Source organism: Marininema mesophilum (assembly GCF_900106775.1).
In the GTDB taxonomy this organism is placed as follows: domain Bacteria; phylum Bacillota; class Bacilli; order Thermoactinomycetales; family DSM-45169; genus Marininema; species Marininema mesophilum.
Window position 1 is genome coordinate 147,973 of sequence record NZ_FNNQ01000002.1, and the last position, 16,464, is coordinate 164,436.

Genomic DNA, 16,464 nt, shown 5'->3' on the forward strand with positions numbered 1-16,464 from the left:
GTTTCAACCTTTCACCGGAGATTTTTGCTGGGAAGCTTGATGTACCAGTCCAAACTGCTGGAACACATTGCGCTCAGAGACGGAATAAACATCCCGTCCTGTTAAGGTATTGATAATGACCGAGTTGCGGAAGGCACCAAGTCCAAGATCTGGGGCTCCCACACCATGAGTGTGAAGCTCACCATTTTGAATAAATACGGAGTTGTCGCGGTGATGGATGAGAGATAGCCGGTAATCCTCACCAATTACATAACGCCCTTGCTCATCCCATTCGATCAGGTGACGAATACCAGAGACAAAGTTAGGAATGGAATGTTGATACCCAGTAGAGAGAATCACTACATCGCTCTCATGGGTGAAATGTTGTTGTTCATCCCGATGGTAGCCATGTAAATGGTAGCTACGTAGACCATTTTGCTCAGTTGGCTTAATATCTCGTAGTTCTACATGGGAGAGCAAGCGAGCCGGAGTTTCTTTCCCAGCAACTGTTCTTTCATATAACAGATCGTAGATATCGGCGATTGTACTTGCGCTGATCCCTTTATAGAGAAGGTCTTGGTTACGGATCTTTTCATCCCGCGCAGCAGGAGATAGGGAGTGAAAGTGCCGAGTATATTCGGGTGAGAAGTGTTCTAACCCAAGTTTGGAGTATTCCATGGGAAAAAAGCCATTGGAACGGGTAAACCAGTCAAGCTTGTACCCGTAGGTTTCTTGCTCCTGAAGGAGGGTGTGAAAGACTTCAGCTGCACTTTGACCTGAACCAACTACAGTAATCGAACGGGCATCACGGTAGCGCTCCAGGTTATCTAAAAAGTGTGCAGAGTGGAAGACATCCTCTGAAGGCAGGTTACTAAACCGCGGGTCCATATTAGGAACACTTCCTGTTCCTAGAGCGAGATGGCGAGCGCGATAGATCACAGGAGTATCTGTTTCGGTGTCAATGGCTGTAATGCGATAATGGCTATCGGTATCATTTTCCTCCCACTGGATATTGAGCACATTGCGATTAAAAGCACAATTGTCTAACTCTTGTGTTACCCATTGGCAATAATGGTTGTACTCATTACGCGGGATATGGAATCGCTCAAGGAAGTAAAAGTGGTAGAGGCGTTGATGTTCCTTGAGGTAATTTAAGAAACTAAAAGGACTGGTTGGATCCGCCATGGTGACCACATCAGCCAAGAAGGGGACTTGAAGGGTAGTTCCTTCAATCAAAAGTCCGGGGTGCCACTCAAACTTTGGCTTTCGCTCAAGAAAGAGAGCTTGTACTTCCGGTGTTTTTTTCAACATGGCTGCTAAACCTAAGTTGAAGGGGCCAATTCCAATCCCGATAAGATCGAGGATTTCATGCTGATCTGCCTGTACTTGGTCAAACATGCTGATTTTCCTCCCATGTATCCCGATGACAAACCATCAGGGCAGCTCGTTTGCCTGCGAGCTCAATTTCTTTTTGGAAGCGAAATCCGCACTTTTCAAAGATATAGATCATCTTTTCGTTGCGAATTTCTGGTTCAGCAACTACTCTTTGTGTGGCTTGATGTTGAAAAAGACGCCCTGTTAACGTAGATAACAAAGGCTGTGCATACCCTCTCCCTAAGAAGGAGGGAGGTCCGATCAAGAGGTGGATTCCTTGATCTTCGGGATGAAAATCGATCACTTTTCCAAGGATATCATCCTTGACCCAGTAGGTTTCCCAGTAGCTCATCGGTGTGCCATCTAAGGAGCCGATGTGAAGGTCTTGATGTTCATCCGCTAAGAAAGCGGTCAAGTGTTTCTCGTATTGATCACGTGGGATATCGAGGTTCCAGAAGGGAACGACATGGGCCTGCTTATGCCATTGATAGAGTCGATCAATGTCCCGCTCAAATTCAACAGGACGAAAGGAGATGGTTTTCTGGATTCCAGAATGGAAGGTGGAGAACTCTTCTTCTGAGGTCTTAGATGTTGGTACTTGTGAGTTCATGCTTCACCTGCACCCCTCTCGTTAGTGGGTTGTTTACCCGTACATAGACGGATTGACTTTCCATAGGGCCGACTAACTCGTCCATATCATGAACACGGGTCAAGAGATTCGCCTTACACGGGATTTGCTCGTCATTAAGCAGGCTGTGCAGCAGGGTAGAAGGCTCACGGTTATCAGGGAGATGGTTTGTCAGTCGTGTGCGCAATTCGGATAAAAGGAGTTCTTCATCGACGAGACCTGCGACACCAAAGCCGTTGATCAATCCCATGAGATGATTTTGGAAGAAATAGTAGCGGAAACGTTCGTCAGCGACATGATCCTCACACATTGTTTGGCTCTTCTCGTCAATTCCAGGTAGAATGCGTTGGAGCTCTGGAAAAGTGGAACGGCAATAGTAGTAGCCCTGGTTATCCCGATAGTAGAAATGGTTAGGGTATCCATCGACAAGCTTAATCAGGCTGTTTTGTTGATGGGCCTCTAAGGCAATTCCATACCGCATATAAAGCCAGATAAGAGGTTCAAAGGAGAGATCCAGGTAGCGCCGGAACCAATCCATGCTTACCTCACTGGTACTTCGTTGCTCTTTCTCAGCAATAGCGTGGATGATACGCGCGAGCCGGGATTGCCCATCAAACATGGCATCTTGGCAAAGTCCAGCAATAAGCGAAACGTGTTTCCCTTCATCCCCTTGGAAAGGATTGACCCTCAAAGAGATCTCAAAGCCAGATTCCTCTTGATCCGGATGGGCGAGTGTGAGGAAGGCAGGATCTTCGATCACTTGAAAAGTAGGGTGAGCTTCCTTCATTTCTTGACCGATTTGGCTGGCGATGATGCGCGAAACCTCTACGCCTCGTTCCAATTCCTTGTATTTATTGAGACGGAGGGAGTTGGTGATCTTGATGTTGACAGAGACCTTTAACATAAATTTGGACGTTGGACGATAGAGCGTACGAAGGGAGGAGGTTGTAAACCAATGGCCTCCTTGAAGACCTAGGTCCGTTACTAGCCCATCCTTTAACCAAGCCTGAACATGGGGCTCTCGGAGTAAGTAGGTCGCCTGCTGAGGATGAATAGGCAGGAGTGCATACTCGTCAGAGCCACAGTATTCCTTCTTAAATTCTGGGGATAGATCCGGATCTGCCGCCAGTTCAGCTTTGATTAAATCGGTAGCGCGGTCTTCTGTGGTTGAATCCTCCCGGATTAGAGACAGATGGGCCCGGAAGAAATGAAGGGGGTGGGCTCCCTTTAATTCAGGAGAGTAATCGTGATGTTCTAGATCAGAGAGTCCCTGACGGCTCTTCGGTGTAGGATGCATGAGATGACCGAAGATGAGGGATTGCTCTGCATCAAGGAAATGAAAATCCGTGCCGTACAATTCTTCCTGATCTTGCTGGCGGGCATCAACAAAGGATTCAATCTGGCGACAACTTTGAATGATGCGTTCCACCAAATCGCTTGGGAATTCCTTTAGCCCCTGGGCTATCGTCAATTCCTTCGTTAAAAGGGCAATAAAGGTAACATAGTCGAGTGACATAAACTCCGTTGCTGAGTTTACTCGGTAATAGAAAGGAAAGGAAAAAAGATGACGCTCTGTTGCAGACCAGTAACGTAATGGGACGAGGAACTCCATCTGATGATGTTTTAATGGACAGTGAATCGCCTTACCAATGGGGGAAGTCTGCAATATCGAATAATAGGGACTTTCTGCATAGGACACATCTTCTTGGTTTAGAATCGTGTAGTTGCCAACCTCCTTTAAGTAGCAATTAAAGAAGCTCTGCATGGTAGCTTGCCGAGCCGATGTTCGAGGCATGCTGATTCCACTCTCCTTTCTGTAGTTCCCTTCGTTTGCCTGTTTTCTTGACTCGATCAAGGATGGCATGGGTATCTTCTAATGTGGTGCGTGGATTTAATAGGGTTAGCTTCAGGCAGACGTTTCCGTTTACTTTGGTATTGGCTAACACCACATCGCCACTTGCTAAAAGGGCATGTCGAATCTCATGATTGATCTGATCTTGCCACTTGGAGTAGGGCATATCTGGGTGGTTCATTTCAGGGATGAAACGGAAGACAACCGCATTTAGTTCAGGGACAGGATTGATTACTTCCAATCGTTGGTCTTTAGCAATCATTTGTGCGGTTGCTGTAGCAGTATTGATCGTTTTTTCGATCATACTGGCAAATTGGGCTCGGCCTAAAGTACGTAGGGAGATGTAAAGCTTTAGCGCGTCGAAACGACGGGTCGTTTGAATTGATTTTCCGACTAAGTTAGGAATCCCTAACTCTTCGTCCTCAGTAGAGTTGAGATAGTCCGCGTTTTGTTTAATGCGATTGAAATGTTTTACATCGTTCACAAGAAAGGCACCACAGCTGATCGGTTGATAAAAGAGCTTATGAAAATCAACAGTGATCGAATGGGCAGCTTCGATGCCCTGTAAACGTTCCTTATAGGAGTTACTTAATATCAAGGCCCCACCGTAGGCGGCATCCACATGAAGCCATAGCCCAAGGGCGTGTGCCCGTGAGACTAGTTCAGGTAGAGGATCTATGCTTCCGAAGTCCGTTGTGCCCGCAGTTGCAACAATAGCAAAGGGGTGAAGGCCATCACCATAGAGCTGTGAAAGTTGCTGGTCTAAATCATCTAAATGGATGCGATGCCTCTCGTCGGTTTTTACTGTGACGACAGCATCTTCCCCTAAACCAAGGAGTGCCGCGGATTGTTTGACAGTAAAGTGAGCGGCTTCCGAGCATAGGATACGCATCTCTCTAGCTTCTGGAGGAAGGCCGCGCTTTTGTACATTCCAACCAAACCGAGTCCATGCATAGTGGTCCCGAGCCAGAAGGAGACCCATAAAGTTGGACTGGGTACCACCACTAGTAAACACACCATCCCCTTGGGGACTTAAGCCAAAGGTACGGCTCAACCACTGAATCATTCGTTCTTCTAACAGAGTGGCGGCTGGGCTTTGATCCCAGGAGTCCATCGATTGATTGGTGGCACTTACCATGACCTCCCCGGCGAGGGCGGGGATAAGGGGTGGACAATGGAGATGGGCAACGCAGGCAGGGTGGTGTACTGCGACGGAATGGCCAAGTACCTTTTGGCCCACTTCATAAAGGACCGTATCAAGATGAAGCCCCTCTTCAGGGCAGATAGTGTCTTCCCTAAGGAGTGAAGAGAGAAAATCTGCTTGTACACCACTCATGGGTTTTTCTAGCGAAGAGAATTGAGTTTGAACGGTATTGACAGCGGCACCTACCGCTTGTTTGTATGCAGTTTGGGAAGTGCTTGTCCTATTGAGAAACCACTCATCCAGAGACGAGTCGTGGATTGTTTTCATCATGTCTCGTTTCCTTTCATGCGTACACAGGAATACTCTTTTCTGCTGCTTCGACGGCATCAGCAAAACGGGAACATACTTCATCGACTTGTTCAGGGGTGATGATCAGCGGAGGCAGGAAGCGAACAACGCTACCATGACGGCCACCAAGTTCAACGATCAATTTGCGCTTCATACATTCCTGTTGAATTTTACGTGCCAATTCTGGATGAGCAGGATAGCTACCAAGGAGATCAGGATCTCGGCTAGTATCGATAATTTCCACACCGATCATCAGACCACGACCCCTAACATCGCCAATAGAGATAGAACGTTCCCCTATTTGGGCAAAGTGACGGAAGAATCGTTCTCCCATTTGGGCAGCGTGTTTATCGAGGCGCTCCTGGCGAATCGTACGGATGGTCGCGATTCCTGCAGCCATCGCCATTTGATTACCACGGAAGGTACCAGAGTGAGCACCTGGTGACCAATTATCCAAATCCTTGTCGTAAACCATGACGGAGAGAGGAAGCGAGCCACCGATTGCCTTTGAGAGGATCAGTACGTCAGGTACGATACCTGCATGTTCAAAGGCGAACCATTGCCCCGTACGGCCAAATCCAGTTTGTACTTCATCGATGATGAGGGGAATTCCACGATCACGGGTGATGGTACGGATATCCCGTAGCCAGTCGTCTGGAGCGGGTACAGCTCCCCCCTCTCCTTGAACAACCTCAAGGATCATCCCTGCAGGAGAAACAATTCCGTTCTCAGGATCATCCAGTGTACGTTGGATAAATCGACTACCTACTTCAGCGCCCAGGTCTCCACCTAGACCAAAGGGACACCGATAAGAATAGGGGTAGGGCAGGAAGTGAACATCGCTCATCAGTCCGGGGACATGCTCTTTAGGACCCTTATTTCCGGTAAGGCTGAGGGCACCGTGGGTCATGCCATGATAACCACCATGGAAAGAGAGGAGCGAACGTTTTCCAGTGGAGGTTTTCACCAGTTTTAGAGCAGCTTCAATGGCATCGGCTCCAGTTGGACCACAAAATTGTATCTTCGCTCGGGAAGAGAAGTGGGAGGGTAGCAATGAAAAAAGTTCCTCCACAAATTCATCTTTAATAGGAGTTGTCAGATCGAGGGTATGAAGGGGATACTTACCGTCGAGAGTTTTTTTTATCGCTTCAATCACAGCGGGGTGGTTGTGGCCAAGGGCGAGGGTACCTGCGCCAGCGAGACAATCGTAGTGGACATTTCCTTCTATATCCGTAACGTGAATACCGGATGCTTCGCGGATTGCAATTGGAATCCGGCGAGGATATGAACGGGCGTTGGATTCCCAACGTTCTTGGTTGGTTAAATAAAAGTCATTAGTGGATGCCTGGGTGAACCGCATCTCAATCACCATCCCGATGGTTTTCCGAAAATGAGAATCATTATCATTACCTTGAGGCCTATCGTACCATCAGGCTTGGTTACTGTAAATAGTAATTGAAAAAAGTTCTCAATAAATTTTTTGACGGAATATGAAAATTCATGGAACTAAACGTTCTCAGGTGAAGGCTGCCTAGGAAAGGTTCCTAGTAATTAACTTAAAAGCCATCTCGAGTTCCCTGAGTGGTAGGCTCTAAATATTATGTATTAAAATAAATGATAAGGATATTTTTGGCTTATTTTGAACGGATATGAAGTAGAGGTTCTATTTTTTTAGAAATATTAGCCTGAAATAAGAATCGGGTCTGTCCAGATTGTAGGGAGAAGTAGTATGATAAGAGTGTGATTCACTTAATCGATGTTTAATAGCATGGGGCAGTTGGGATTGCGGGGAACTGGAAGGGAGTATGTAAAATGGATTTTAGTCAAAGTGAATATGAAAATCTAATGGTTAGTCTGCAGGCTCGGGAGGAAAAAATCCTCTACGTGATGAAGCAGATGTTTGATGGACTTTGTGAAGATACAAAACAAGCTCGGGTTGAAAAGACCCTGAATGAGATTTACGATGGCTGGAGTACACTCCAGGAAACTCGTCAGTTGAAAAAACGATTGCAACGGATGGCTGGAAAGAATAATCAAGAGATAAAAGCAGAGCCGCAAAATGTACGGAAACTTGGTCAGTCGTCTCGATAAAAGAAACGCTCCTTCGTAACGAAGGGGCGTTTCTTTTTAGGGAAAGAGAGCTAATCTTTAGAGGATGTAGCTTATGCCAGTACATCCTTCCTTATAAACACAGCAAAGGCGATGAAGAGGCTAACTAAGGACCATACAGTGAGAACGGTAAGGGAAAAAGGTAAGGTCATACCCTCAATCATCATCGGGGTACCGGAAAGATAGTTAGTGAGGCTCAAATTAGTAAAGACGAAATACTTGATCGTTGTCCATGTGGGGGATAGTTGCGTCAAGAGATTGCCCGCAACAATCGCTGCCAACATGATCCCCATACTTGCTGCGGTGCTCCGAACGAGAACAGAGACCATCAGGGATAGGGTTGCGACTGCGATACAGGTAAACCAAGCTAGCCCATAGCTCATCAAAATATATTTCCATTGGGGTACTAGATGGACACCATTGGTGATGAGTTCGTCATTTTGAGTCTCAAAGCCAGTCAGTACAGGCATATCCCAACCCGAGTAACCAAAGACCAATCCTGAAAACAGATAGCCAAGTAGTGCTGTGGCAATGACAATAAAGGAGACGAGGAGCGTCAGTGATAGATATTTAGCAAGAAGAATCTTCCATCGTCGAATCGGTCGGGTCAACAATAATTTGATCGTTCCCCCTGTATGTTCCGCCGAGACAATATCGGCGGCGACCACAACAATTAATAGCGGCATAAACAGGGAGATGGCTTGTTCAACAAATTTGCGGATAAAAGTAGGGGCACCTGGAGATGTAGGGTTGATGTCATGATCCAAGTAGTATTGTTGTTGTTGAATGTTGATTTTGATCAGTTCACGCCACTCCTCTGGAATACGGCTAGAGGAAAGGCGGTTTTGATTATCGACGATTTGCTGTTGGACGAGGGTTTTCCAATCAGAGGTGCCTAGATTTTGGATGTTCGTTTGTACAGTACGATATTGGGCATAGGTGAAGATCGGGATAAGTATCGAAAGGATGAGTAGGATAACGAGAATTCGTCTTTTCCGCACCATTTTTAAAAGTTCATTGTAGAGTAGACCGATGAAATTACTCAAGGGGACCCCCCTCGGTCATCTGGAGAAAGATATCCTCCAGAGTTGGCTTTTTTTGTTGAATAGAAGTAACTTGAATACCCGCTTGATTGAGACGGTGATTGACGTTAGCGATTTTATTTTGAGGAAGATGGGTACGAAGTTGACCATCTTCAAGGAGTTCCACATTCGTGACATCGGGTAAGGACTTTAGCAGGTTGATCGCCTTTTCGGTAGGGGAAAGCTGCCAGATGACAGGAGGCTCTCCTGCTAGGAGCTGATGGACTTGCCCGGTTTTTACAACACGTCCTTGATGGATAATAGCTACACGATCACATAGAAGTTGTACTTCATGGAGAATATGGCTGGAAATAAAGACACTGATGCTTTCTTCCCTGGCGAGACGATAGATAAACTGACGCATCTCGCGGATTCCAGCGGGATCGAGGCCGTTGGTTGGTTCATCAAGGATAAGGAGTTGAGGACGGCTAAGTAGGGCCTGGGCAATCCCTAAGCGTTGTCGCATTCCAAGGGAATAGGTTCTAACTCGATCATCGATACGATCTTCTAATTCAACGAGTTGTACCACCTCAGTGATTCGTTGTTGGGTGATTCCCTCTGCCATTCGGGCAAAGAGTTCTAGATTTTCACGTCCAGTAAGGTAAGGGTATAACTCTGGATTTTCTACAATACAGCCAACATGACGTATCGCTTGCAAAAATTGTTTGCTTAAATCATAGCCTGCAATCTGGATACGGCCCTGTGTGGGACGGATCAATCCTACGAGCATCCGAATGGTCGTTGTTTTACCTGCACCATTGGGACCAAGGAATCCATAGATTTCTCCCTGCCCAACCGCAAAATTGATGTCACGGACGATCTCTCGCTTGCCAATACGTTTTGTGAGTCCATTGACCACGAGAACGTGAGAGGAGTTAGTGTCCAATGTGTTAACCCCCTTTCTTTTTTTGATCCATGGCTTGTAGCAACCGTTCTGCAATGTAGTCGTACCCTTTATCATTGGGGTGAAAATCATCGCTGTAGAGATAGGCTTTAGGGTTAAGTTGGAAGATATCATAAATAGGGACGACCACTATCTGATCAAATTCCTGGGCGATGGTTTGAAGGGAGTCGTTCCACTTAATGACTTCTGCTGAAGTTTTCTTATTATCCGAGAGCGCACCAAAGGGATTGTATAAACCGAGGAGAAAGATGGGTGCATCTCGGTTTTGTTTACGAATGGTTGACAAAATCCTCCGTAGGTTGCTCTCGTATGCTTGACGTGCCTGTATAGCTTGTTGGTTGTCCAAGGTTTCTAACGAATCACCCTTACGAAAAAGATCGTTGCCTCCTATCGTGATGCTGATCCGCTTTGCTTCTTTTAGAAGCTGACCAATCCGGCGTTGCTTGATTTGTGCTCGTAATTGATGAGAGGTTTGACCTTTGATTCCTAAATTGACGACATTGACCGATGTTTCATTTTTTTGCAGCGTTTGCCGAACTCGACTTACATAACCTTGTCCACTTGAATCCCCAGTTCCTCGGGTGAGAGAATCACCTAAGGCGAGAAATAGGGTTTTGTTGCCGGTTGTACCCTTTTCAGGAGTAGCTGACTTTTCCACAGAGGAAGATGAGGAGGCACCAGAGCTATCTTTTAGAGCAATCAGGAAACCGGTGAGGAGTAGACATAAACAAACTACAGTTATGATGCTAAATAGCACCCAAACAGGTTGCCCTTTAATTTTCATAAAATGCTCCTTATCTATAATTTGTAATTATTATCCAAATGAATATCGCCTAAGTTTTTATAGGACCTTTTCAATTAAAAATACAGTTGGAAGATACCACCCGTCAATCTTCTTTCCTATCTTTTCCGATCAGAAGGGGGGCAAACCGCCCAGTCGTGCATATACATAGAATATATTTGCCTTTTAAGGGAGGAGCCTATTTTGAAACTCCACATTGTTCAATCAGGTGACACGTTGTGGAAGATTGCTCAACACTATGACATGTCCCTACAAAAACTGATCGATGCCAATCCGAATATTGCTGATCCCGATCAGTTAGAAGCGGGGATGAAAGTGAAGATCCCCACAGGGAAAGTAAGTGTCCATGTACATCAAAAAGAGGAGCTACCGACAAGCGGGGAGGGAAGACCAAGACAACCAGGAGGAGGCAAACAGCCGCCTATCTCCAAGCCGGAAACACCACGAAAACCTCCTATGAAACCCAGTCCCCCTAAACCAAAACAACCCCCTCGATACGAAGCACCCAAACCGCCAAAACAACCTTATGGACGGCCGCAAATGCCTCCTATGCCAGAAGCGCCGACGTATATGCCTCCAGGTATGATCCCCGAGCAGCCACAATTTGGAGGACCGCCAGGTTATGGGTTGCCCCAAATGCCTTGTGATGATGAGTCTTCTCGAGATTCACAGCCAGAAGCTCCCTGTTATCCAGGCTATGGAAGCCAACCGATGTACGGTTATCCAGGCTATGGTTACCCCGGATTCGGGTACGGAGCGCCAGGAGGCCAGCAAATGTATATGCCTCCAGGTTACGGCTATGGTTTACCAGGAGGGTACCCTATTTATCACCAACCAGGATATACCCCATCTCCAGGGTATGGTTATCAACCAGGGTATAGAGAGCAGAGTACCAATCAACCAGGGTATGGTTATCAACCAGGGTATAGAGAGCAGAGTACCAATCAACCAGGGTATGGTTATCAACCAGGGTATAGAGAGCAGAGTACCAATCAACCAGGGTATGGTTATCAACCAGGGTATAGAGAGCAGAGTACCAATCAACCAGGGTATGGTTATCAACCAGGGTATAGAGAGCAGAGTACCAATCAACCAGAGTATGGTTACCAAGAGGGGAGTGGGTCCCCAGGGATGCCGGGTTATCCTATGCAGAGCTATGGAACCTCTAGTATTAAGACTTCGGAATCACCAGACTTTCAATCCTTTTTTCGCGGAGCAACCGGGGAAACAAAGGAGAGTAGTTCTGGAGAAGGGATCTAGAAGAAGTTCGCAAGAGGGGAAAATCGAGGGCTATTCTACGAAATGGGAACAAATATTAGGCACATCGATTCAGGGTGTGGAACGTCTCTATCAGAATTGGTTACTAATCACCCCTCACGGGAAGTGGGTGACGAAGGAGCTTCACCATCCTGATCAACTCCTTTGGTGGATCAAAGTAGATAGAGAATTACGGGAAAAAGGATTTCATGAGATGCCTCTCATTCGTACAGATGGGAGGCAATGGCTCCTGAGTTCCTGGGTGGAAGGGAAGAGAACCACGTACAAGAATCGTAAAGAAATCACTATCGTAGCTAGTATGTTGGGAAAATTCCATGCTCTTGGCAGAGGATTAGCCGTTACCGATTCAGGAATTCATCGCCAACATTTGCTGCATCGAGTCCACTCCCGTTTTCAGTCCTTTTCTTCCCTGCTTCATTCACTAGGAAAATGGCAGGAAGATGAGTATGATTTACATCATGTAGCTTCTATTTTTCACACTTATGGTCAAGAAGCTCTAGGGCGTTTGAATCAACTCCCTCTTGCTGAATTATGTGAGTGGGATCGTCGCACCCATTCAATCACCCATCGAGATCTTGCCAGCCATAACATATTATTGAATAAAGAGGATACCCCTTGGTTAATCGACTTTGAGACGGCCGCTTATGATTGTCAAGTCGGTGATATATGGCAACTTCTCTCCCGTGGATTGAGTGAACAACAATGGAATCGGAGTGTAGCAGAGGAGGTTCTTGCGGCTTATGAAGCTCATCGACCACTGACAGTCTTGGAAAAACGAATCTTAGTTACCCTCCTCTCCTTTCCCAATGAGTTTTATCGAGAGGCTCTTGGGCTAATTTTACAGAAGGATGGGTATGGGAAAAATAAAACCCTTCCATATCTTGAACAATTAGCTAGAGATATCCCCTGTTGGCGCTCCTTTTTAAAGGAAATCGAAGTTGCTTGGTAGAAAGGATTTCCTTGTGGTATCATAAAAGGGATATTCCCACTATATTTCCGTACAGAAACGGTTTCTTACAACTGTTTCGATATAGAGTACGGTCTTAACCATTCGCGAAGGTTGAGAGGGGATCCGCCGTTGTTTGTTGAGTGGTGGGTCCTTTGGTTTGTTTGGATTTTGGCAGGAGAGGTGAAGAACATGGCGGGTCATTCAAAATGGAAAAATATTCAACATCGTAAAGGACGCCAGGATGCATTGCGCGGAAAAATCTTTGCAAAGGTATCCCGGGAAATTACGGTAGCTGCAAGGAACGGAAGCGATCCTGAACTTAATCAACGATTGCGGCTCGCGATCGCGAAAGCACGTGCAAATAACATGCCGAACGACAATATAGAACGGGCGATTAAAAAAGGCTCCGGCGAAGAAGGCGGCGGAGATTATGAAACCATTATGTATGAAGGTTATGGTCCAGGCGGTGTAGCCGTGATGGTGGAGGCCTTGACGGATAATCGCAATCGGACCGCTGCGGATGTTCGTCATATTTTTTCCAAGCGAGGCGGTAACTTAGGGGAGGCTGGTTGTGTTTCCTGGATGTTTTCACGCCAAGGTCTTCTGGTGATTGAAAAAGAACAGACGAATGCAACCGATGACAATCTCTTACTCCTTGCACTAGAAGCGGGTGCAGAGGATGTGGAAGTGACCGCGGATACTTTTCAGATTACGACAGCTCCTGAAAGCTTTGAAGAAGTAAAAGAGACTCTTGAATCTAAAGGGGAAGTGTTTACCACTGCTGAAGTGACGATGCTTCCTGAAAACACCGTGGAGCTAACTGGTGATTTGATCGATAACATGTTAGCACTGATTGACGCTTTAGAAGATAATGATGATGTACAGAACGTGTATGCTAATTTTGAAGCGGATGATGCTGATTGGGAGAACTATTAACCGTAATTTTTTCGCTACAAAAAAAACCTACTGTCCTGGTAGGTTTTTTGTATGGAATAGAGGACACTAGCTTATTAAGGAAGATTTCTTGCTATGTGTGGCTTGCTGTAAAAACTTGCTCCTCCCCCACCTACCAAAACTTCTCCGCCTTTAGGGAAAATGATTAACTTTTGTTGGCCATTCGTCAATAGTACGATAAGATTGGCATTTTTGGCAGTGGCTTTGTATCGTATAAAACCATTCCTCGTCACTCTCGTTACCCATTTATTATTAAACTCAGCCCGTAAAACCCTATTAGAGAAGACTTGGTTTTCTATCTGTGAACGAGAAGCCAATGGTGAAGACCTCCTAGTTGTATAATCAATCTATCTTATTCAAGAGGGGCAGAGAAGTTTGGACGTGTGTTGATTTTTAGAAAAAATTGAAAATATCAAGGGGAACAGTTCGTTGAAGATATAAAAAAGCTACCATATTCCGGTAGCTTTTTTATATCTTCACTAGGAAGGCTATATTATTTTGCAAGAGAAATCGAGGAAGGTTTTTGTTGGGGTGGACGTTTCTCCCAAAGAATGGTCAAGCTAATCAGTGTAACGAGGATGGTAGCTCCCATATCCGAAAGGATAGCAATCCAAAGGGTTAACCAACCTGGTATGGTTAACAGTAGAGCCAAAAGCTTGAGTCCAAGGGAAAAGGCAATATTTAGACGTATCGTCTGATTTACCCGACGAGAGATGGAGATCGCTTCGGGAAGCTTTTCAATATGATCCTGCATGAGTACGATATCGGCTGTTTCAATGGCACTGTCGGTTCCTTTACCCATTGCAATACCTAGATCAGCGGCGGCGAGCGCAGGAGCATCGTTGATTCCATCACCTACCATAGCGGTTTTGGACTGAGCAGAAAGTGATTGGACCCTTTTTACCTTATCCTCAGGTAATAGGCTTGCATGGACGGTTTTAACACCTACCGACTGGGCAACTTTTTCCGCTGTTTGCGGGTGATCACCTGTCAGCATAATGGTCTCCTGAATCCCAGCTTCGTGGAGAGCGCGAATCACGGCAGCACTTTCCTCACGAATCTCATCCGCTAGGCCAAAGAGCCCAAGTACTTGCTCTTCATCAGTAACCATGACAAGGATGGCGCCTGCTTCTTTTAGTTGATCAATATCCCTTTGGATCTGTTCAGGGATGGTAAGATGATGGGCAGTGCTTTCATTACCAGCCCAGTAGCGTTTGCCGTCGACCAAGGCGGTTACTCCCTTACCCGGAAGGGTTGTGAGTGAGGTTGCCTCAAGAAGCGTTTTCTCTTTTTCTTGTACCTCGTTGACAATTGCCTTGGCAAGGGGGTGAGTGGAGTCCTTTTCAAGTGCTCCAGCTATAGCTAGGAATGAAGTGTGATAAGAGATCGCTTTAACTACATGGGGGGTACCCTTGGTTAACGTTCCTGTTTTATCAAAGGCGATAGTTGTAATTTTCCCTAACTGTTCCAGGTGATTGGACCCTTTGACCAGGATACCATTACGGGCGTTGCGCGTGATTCCCGCAATATTGGCGATGGGAGAAGAGAGGATCAGTGCACAGGGGCAACCAACAATAAGGACAGCTAGCCCTTGGTAGAGCCACTCTTTCCAACTACCAGCACCGAAAAGGGGCGGTAGGATAATAACGATAGCGGCTACTGCAATAATGAAGGGAGTGTAGTAGCGAGAGAATCGGTCAATGAATAATTCAGTCGGTGTCCGCTGGTCTTGGGCTTCTTGAACGAGTTGCAAAATGCGAGAGATAGCGGATTGGGAAAAGGGAGTCTCAATCCGTACTTTGATAACCCCTTCATTGTTGATACTACCACCATAGACACTATCTTCAATTCCTTTATAAAGGGGCAGAGATTCACCAGTGATGGCGGCTTCATTGATTGAGCTACTTCCCTCGATAATAACCCCATCAGAGGGAATCTTTTCACCAGGTCTTACGAGTACGATATCTCCAGCTTTTAAATGATCAATGGAGATAATAGTCGTGTCGCCATTTTCAGTAACTAGCGTGGCTTCTCTTGGAGCGGCCTCCATCAATTTTTCCATCGAGCGGCGAGCTTTCTCCATGCCGAACCCCTCAAGGAATTCATTAAGGCCAAAAAGGATGGCGACAAAGGTTCCTTCTCTCCATTCGCCAATGGAGACAGCTCCAATCAGAGCAATGGTCATCAATGTGTCCATATTAAATTGAAGCCGTAGAAGATTGCGAATCCCTTTGCGAAAGGTAGTGGTACCCGTGAGCAGGATGGCGATGACATAGAAGCCGATGGATAATGGCAAGGAGACGCGCTCTTCGATTAGGTATCCCACTAGAAAGAGAAGGGTGGCAATGATTAGGTTACGCTTTTCTCCCTGGCCGTGAGCATGAGAATGATCGTGACCGTGATTATCACTCTCCTGATCGGTTGTGCGTAGGGATATTTTTTCTTCGGAGAGGATCTTTTTCACTTTCTCTAGGTTTATTTGTTCATCCACTATTAATTTTCCACTCTGGAAAAGAATGCGTGCAGTTTCCCCATGAGGGATTTTTTTGATTTGGCCTTCTACTTTAGAAGCACATCCTGGACAGGAAAGGCCATTTAATCGGTATTCATTCAAGGGACTTCGCTCTCCTTTGATTTCTGTTTAATCGTGTTGGGCGTGGTGGATCGTTTGCCGAAGTATGGTCATCACATGCTGATCCTCAGGGGAATAGTACAAGGTAGTACCTGCACGGCGGAAGGTAACCAGACGTAGATTTTTGAGAAAACGAAGTTGATGAGAGACGGTGGACTGGGAGAGAGATAGGCAATCTGCAATCTCATTGACAGAGACCTCTCGTTCCGCAATCAAATAAAGAATACGTACCCGGGTGGGATCGGCTAGTGCTTTAAAGGTTTGGGTAATGATAAAAAGGGTCTCTTCATCGAGGGGTTCGTGGTGACCAGCTGAGTGGGTATTGATTGAGTGTTCATTATTTTCAGGTTGATGATTGCTTGTCATCGGTTGGGTCGCCTCACTTTTTATTAGGATGCCGTTTTAAATGATCCTTATATGCACACATTA

At 46.1% G+C, this 16,464-nt stretch carries 15 protein-coding genes; 4 read left to right on the plus strand and 11 right to left on the minus strand.

Going from position 1 to position 16,464, the window contains the following annotated elements:
- Positions 1 to 3 precede the first annotated feature (3 nt).
- From BLV90_RS02805 to BLV90_RS02825, 5 genes are read right to left on the minus strand one after another with little or no spacing between them, the layout of a single operon-like run.
- Positions 4 to 1,377 (minus strand): lysine N(6)-hydroxylase/L-ornithine N(5)-oxygenase family protein, encoded by a 1,374-nt coding sequence (locus BLV90_RS02805; protein WP_091735847.1) that lies wholly within the window; start codon positions 1,375 to 1,377, stop codon positions 4 to 6.
- On the minus strand, positions 1,370 to 1,963 hold the full coding sequence (locus tag BLV90_RS02810) for a GNAT family N-acetyltransferase (protein ID WP_091735850.1): 594 nt from the start codon (positions 1,961 to 1,963) through the stop codon (positions 1,370 to 1,372). Before BLV90_RS02810 ends, BLV90_RS02805 begins: the two co-directional genes overlap by 8 nt.
- Positions 1,938 to 3,776 (minus strand): IucA/IucC family protein, encoded by a 1,839-nt coding sequence (locus BLV90_RS02815; RefSeq protein WP_091735853.1) that lies wholly within the window; start codon positions 3,774 to 3,776, stop codon positions 1,938 to 1,940. Before BLV90_RS02815 ends, BLV90_RS02810 begins: the two co-directional genes overlap by 26 nt.
- Positions 3,730 to 5,307 (minus strand): pyridoxal phosphate-dependent decarboxylase family protein, encoded by a 1,578-nt coding sequence (locus tag BLV90_RS02820; protein ID WP_091735856.1) that lies wholly within the window; start codon positions 5,305 to 5,307, stop codon positions 3,730 to 3,732. The genes BLV90_RS02815 and BLV90_RS02820 overlap by 47 nt, the downstream gene beginning before the upstream one ends.
- A gap of 13 nt (positions 5,308 to 5,320) precedes the next feature.
- Positions 5,321 to 6,685 carry an aspartate aminotransferase family protein gene (locus tag BLV90_RS02825; protein ID WP_177167864.1) on the minus strand — a complete coding sequence of 455 codons (1,365 nt, stop codon included), beginning with the start codon at positions 6,683 to 6,685 and terminating at the stop codon, positions 5,321 to 5,323.
- 452 nt (positions 6,686 to 7,137) lie between these two features.
- Between BLV90_RS02825 and BLV90_RS02830 the strand changes: the two genes are divergently transcribed.
- On the plus strand, positions 7,138 to 7,416 hold the full coding sequence (locus tag BLV90_RS02830; protein ID WP_091735862.1) for a hypothetical protein: 279 nt from the start codon (positions 7,138 to 7,140) through the stop codon (positions 7,414 to 7,416).
- Positions 7,417 to 7,487: 71 nt separating this feature from the next.
- Here the strand turns inward: BLV90_RS02830 and BLV90_RS02835 are convergent, their stop codons facing one another.
- From BLV90_RS02835 to BLV90_RS02845, 3 genes are read right to left on the minus strand one after another with little or no spacing between them, the layout of a single operon-like run.
- Positions 7,488 to 8,480, minus strand: a complete 993-nt coding sequence (locus BLV90_RS02835) for an ABC transporter permease (protein ID WP_091735866.1) — start codon at positions 8,478 to 8,480, stop codon at positions 7,488 to 7,490.
- Entirely contained in the window at positions 8,473 to 9,402 is a 930-nt protein-coding gene (locus tag BLV90_RS02840) for an ABC transporter ATP-binding protein (protein WP_245726226.1), read from the minus strand. Before BLV90_RS02840 ends, BLV90_RS02835 begins: the two co-directional genes overlap by 8 nt.
- Positions 9,403 to 9,406: 4 nt before the next feature.
- On the minus strand, positions 9,407 to 10,204 hold the full coding sequence (locus BLV90_RS02845) for a GDSL-type esterase/lipase family protein (protein ID WP_091735872.1): 798 nt from the start codon (positions 10,202 to 10,204) through the stop codon (positions 9,407 to 9,409).
- 201 nt (positions 10,205 to 10,405) lie between these two features.
- Here BLV90_RS02845 and BLV90_RS16630 point away from each other — a divergent pair, with 201 nt between their 5' ends.
- From BLV90_RS16630 to BLV90_RS02860, 3 genes are all read left to right on the plus strand, one after another.
- Positions 10,406 to 11,482 (plus strand): LysM peptidoglycan-binding domain-containing protein, encoded by a 1,077-nt coding sequence (locus BLV90_RS16630; protein ID WP_177167865.1) that lies wholly within the window; start codon positions 10,406 to 10,408, stop codon positions 11,480 to 11,482.
- Complete coding sequence (locus BLV90_RS16110) at positions 11,379 to 12,449, plus strand: phosphotransferase (protein ID WP_281241995.1); 1,071 nt, start codon at positions 11,379 to 11,381, stop codon at positions 12,447 to 12,449. The genes BLV90_RS16630 and BLV90_RS16110 overlap by 104 nt, the downstream gene beginning before the upstream one ends.
- Before the next feature lie 189 nt (positions 12,450 to 12,638).
- Positions 12,639 to 13,385 (plus strand): YebC/PmpR family DNA-binding transcriptional regulator, encoded by a 747-nt coding sequence (locus BLV90_RS02860; protein ID WP_091736259.1) that lies wholly within the window; start codon positions 12,639 to 12,641, stop codon positions 13,383 to 13,385.
- 74 nt (positions 13,386 to 13,459) lie between these two features.
- Here the strand turns inward: BLV90_RS02860 and BLV90_RS02865 are convergent, their stop codons facing one another.
- The 3 genes from BLV90_RS02865 to BLV90_RS02875 all read right to left on the minus strand — a co-directional run bounded on the left by BLV90_RS02865 (position 13,460) and on the right by BLV90_RS02875 (position 16,401).
- Positions 13,460 to 13,720 carry a hypothetical protein gene (locus BLV90_RS02865; RefSeq protein WP_091735878.1) on the minus strand — a complete coding sequence of 87 codons (261 nt, stop codon included), beginning with the start codon at positions 13,718 to 13,720 and terminating at the stop codon, positions 13,460 to 13,462.
- A 176-nt stretch (positions 13,721 to 13,896) separates the two neighbouring features.
- A complete protein-coding gene (locus BLV90_RS02870; RefSeq protein WP_091735881.1) occupies positions 13,897 to 16,017 on the minus strand; it encodes a heavy metal translocating P-type ATPase in 2,121 nt (706 codons plus the stop codon).
- A gap of 27 nt (positions 16,018 to 16,044) precedes the next feature.
- Entirely contained in the window at positions 16,045 to 16,401 is a 357-nt protein-coding gene (locus BLV90_RS02875) for an ArsR/SmtB family transcription factor (protein WP_091735884.1), read from the minus strand.
- Positions 16,402 to 16,464: the final 63 nt, after the last annotated feature.

Coding starts and splice junctions, on each gene's coding strand:
- BLV90_RS02805 (WP_091735847.1), bottom strand. CDS start 1,377: ATGTTTGACCAAGTACAGGCAGATCAGCATGAAATCCTCGATCTTATC.
- BLV90_RS02810 (WP_091735850.1), bottom strand. CDS start 1,963: ATGAACTCACAAGTACCAACATCTAAGACCTCAGAAGAAGAGTTCTCC.
- BLV90_RS02815 (WP_091735853.1), bottom strand. CDS start 3,776: ATGCCTCGAACATCGGCTCGGCAAGCTACCATGCAGAGCTTCTTTAAT.
- BLV90_RS02820 (WP_091735856.1), bottom strand. CDS start 5,307: ATGATGAAAACAATCCACGACTCGTCTCTGGATGAGTGGTTTCTCAAT.
- BLV90_RS02825 (WP_177167864.1), bottom strand. CDS start 6,685: ATGCGGTTCACCCAGGCATCCACTAATGACTTTTATTTAACCAACCAA.
- BLV90_RS02830 (WP_091735862.1), top strand. CDS start 7,138: ATGGATTTTAGTCAAAGTGAATATGAAAATCTAATGGTTAGTCTGCAG.
- BLV90_RS02845 (WP_091735872.1), bottom strand. CDS start 10,204: ATGAAAATTAAAGGGCAACCTGTTTGGGTGCTATTTAGCATCATAACT.
- BLV90_RS16110 (WP_281241995.1), top strand. CDS start 11,379: ATGGAACCTCTAGTATTAAGACTTCGGAATCACCAGACTTTCAATCCT.
- BLV90_RS02860 (WP_091736259.1), top strand. CDS start 12,639: ATGGCGGGTCATTCAAAATGGAAAAATATTCAACATCGTAAAGGACGC.
- BLV90_RS02875 (WP_091735884.1), bottom strand. CDS start 16,401: ATGACAAGCAATCATCAACCTGAAAATAATGAACACTCAATCAATACC.